Annotated in this window: 4 protein-coding genes; all 4 read left to right on the top strand. The window is 37.0% G+C overall.

What is annotated here, in order from left to right:
- Positions 1 to 267: 267 nt before the first annotated feature.
- The 4 genes from B5F71_RS19245 to B5F71_RS19230 all read left to right on the top strand — a co-directional run bounded on the left by B5F71_RS19245 (position 268) and on the right by B5F71_RS19230 (position 2,273).
- Entirely contained in the window at positions 268 to 969 is a 702-nt protein-coding gene (locus B5F71_RS19245; protein ID WP_087213559.1) for a PoNe immunity protein domain-containing protein, read from the top strand.
- A gap of 66 nt (positions 970 to 1,035) precedes the next feature.
- Complete coding sequence (locus B5F71_RS19240; protein WP_087213555.1) at positions 1,036 to 1,221, top strand: hypothetical protein; 186 nt, start codon at positions 1,036 to 1,038, stop codon at positions 1,219 to 1,221.
- A 79-nt stretch (positions 1,222 to 1,300) separates the two neighbouring features.
- Positions 1,301 to 1,894, top strand: coding sequence for a hypothetical protein (locus tag B5F71_RS19235; RefSeq protein ID WP_087213552.1), 594 nt, complete (start codon positions 1,301 to 1,303; stop codon positions 1,892 to 1,894).
- A gap of 43 nt (positions 1,895 to 1,937) precedes the next feature.
- Positions 1,938 to 2,273, top strand: coding sequence for a hypothetical protein (locus B5F71_RS19230; protein ID WP_087213549.1), 336 nt, complete (start codon positions 1,938 to 1,940; stop codon positions 2,271 to 2,273).
- Positions 2,274 to 2,443: the final 170 nt, after the last annotated feature.

Below are 2,443 nucleotides of genomic sequence, written 5' to 3'. Positions count from 1 at the left end.
GAACTCTCCCGCAAGCTCCGCTTCATCTATTCGCTGATTAAAGCCTGACCCGTTCAGGCTTTTTTATGCCCTCCGGCATCCTTTTCCTCCCTCCCGAAAATTCTTTCGCGACTTTTCCAAACCATTCGGTTTGTTTCTCCGATTCTTTTCGTACCTTTGGGGGCATGGAGGTCAGATATACGCCCTGCATGGTGTAGGTTAGCGGAATGTCCGATGCCTGACAGGTGTTGTTATCAATACATTAACATCAAAAACAGTGTACCATATATGGAAACAAGAGATAAACTTTTTACCGAAGAACAGTATTCGAAGCAACTGAAAATGTATGATGAAGATATTAGTTATTATGAACAAATGCATCTTTCAGGAAAACATATAGGTTACGATTCTTTGTTCAATTATAGGCTTCGTTATTTATTGGTACAGTATTCTATGGGACAGGATATTGATAATCTGAAAAATAATTATGTGGAAGTCATCAAAACGATGCCGAGATTTTGGACGGATAACGGATTTTATATTGAAATGTTGTGGCTTTTGTCAATAGGTATCATGTTGGATTATGAAGATGACCTAATACAGAGTTTGGTGCAACTGATAAAAGATAGAGAAGCAAAAGACTATATTTATGACACCTTGATTAGATACAGATTCCCAGATTGGAAAAGGACTACAAACAAAGCATTATATCCGTCACCCTATCAAGCTGCTATCACTGTTACAGAGTTGGCAGAACAAGATAAGGCAGAAGCTGTAAAACGATTGGAAAAATACCTCAAAAAAGAATGGTATCGGGGTCATTCTGATTTATCTTGGCACAACGACCATAAATATGGTATCAACCATGACGGTTATTGGTGTTTTGAAAGCGGTGCATTGGTCAAAGTCTTGGGGCTAGATGATAGCAGCCTGAAAGGGTTGCCATATTATCCATACGATATGGTACACTGGAATGGGAATAAAATATGATGTTAACGAAGCAGGATAACGGACAAGCCGTTCCCTGCTAAACCATTAACATTAATATATTACAATATGATAGAAATAGAACAATGGGGAAAGATGATAATCTGGTTATGGAGCAGGTATATTAAGAAAAAACCTATTCCATATATTGATCTCGAATTCCATTATCCCATGTGGATGTTTTATCTTGTTGGTGGAATATTAGGAGGATTGATACTTGGAATCGTACTGTTCTATTTTACTGTAATAAACTAATAGCTTTATAAATTGAATGTTAACAAGGTCGAGCCAACAGCTTAACGCTGTTCCTCACCAACCCATTAGATATAAAGACATGAGAATATTTGTATTATATAGTTTGCTCCTTTTCCCACTTTGCTGTGTTATAGCGAAAAACGGCTATGTGGAACAAAATCCAGCCAAGTATAGTTCTTTGACTGAACAAGATACCCTTTATATAGAAACAGAAGAAACAGAATTTGAAATTCTATATAGGCTGTGTTTTAATCAACAAGGTAAAAAGCGTGTTGTTTTTGAATTGAAAGCGGTAGATGATAGTAACATTGACTTCGTGCAAAGCTATGCAATCAATGGAGTAAAAAAGTTTGATTGCTTTGCCGTGTATGATAATGTGGCAGACGGAAACCGTTTCTTATTCTTTGACTATGAAAGTCAAATTGCTTACATAACGCCTACATGTTTTTCCGGTTTCTATCCGATATACAGTTCTGTGGACTTTTCAAAATTGGAAGTCTTATTACGAAATGAACCCTCCCATTTGAAACAGCTAAACGACACGTTAAGTATTGATAGTAAAGTGGCTTATGTACCATTTAACTGTAATAATCGAATTATAAAGGCGACTTTTGTTCCATGTTCCCAAACGGGAAAGGGCAATAAATATCTAACAACGAAAGATAGCATCTAACGATGCTCCTTTCTAACCATTATGAACAATTAGAGTACACGATATGAGAAATGAAATTTTACAGTTGAAAGATTTAGGTCGTATGCCTAATGAAAGTATCAATGATTCTGATAGCATTGATGAATTGGTAAACACTTATGATGCTTTATTAGAGCAAATACAACTCCCTATATCATTCGATGAAGCTATGGTGCTGGTACAAATCTTCCCTGAAAATGCTTTTTATGATTTGCAGTGGAGCTTACTAAGACTTGTAGAGTCCGTTTGTGTTGATGATGATAGGTACATTCAATTAATAAACTCTTGCCCAAGTCAAGAATGGCGAGACACTCTAAATGCTCGCTATGCAAATTATAAAAAGGCACAAGAGGTAAAGTAAGTTCATAACAAGCCGGGATAACGGACTAACGCCGTTCTCTGCTAAACCATTATAAACCCCTAAAAACAAACGACAATGAGCATTTTTTTGAAAGCGGTACAACGCATCAACCCGTCAGAACCGGACGAACCGAAGAAATGGTATCCCGTTCAGTACACCACCAAGATGGT

This window comes from Bacteroides sp. An269 (genome assembly GCF_002159755.1).
Taxonomy (GTDB): Bacteria; Bacteroidota; Bacteroidia; order Bacteroidales; family Bacteroidaceae; genus Phocaeicola; species Phocaeicola intestinalis.
This window is presented reverse-complemented; position numbering and strand designations above follow the sequence as displayed.

What these genes read in the sequence shown, in the direction of transcription:
- B5F71_RS19230 (WP_087213549.1), top strand. Translation starts at nt 1,938, where the DNA reads ATGAGAAATGAAATTTTACAGTTGAAAGATTTAGGTCGTATGCCTAAT.
- B5F71_RS19240 (WP_087213555.1), top strand. Translation starts at nt 1,036, where the DNA reads ATGATAGAAATAGAACAATGGGGAAAGATGATAATCTGGTTATGGAGC.
- B5F71_RS19245 (WP_087213559.1), top strand. Translation starts at nt 268, where the DNA reads ATGGAAACAAGAGATAAACTTTTTACCGAAGAACAGTATTCGAAGCAA.
- B5F71_RS19235 (WP_087213552.1), top strand. Translation starts at nt 1,301, where the DNA reads ATGAGAATATTTGTATTATATAGTTTGCTCCTTTTCCCACTTTGCTGT.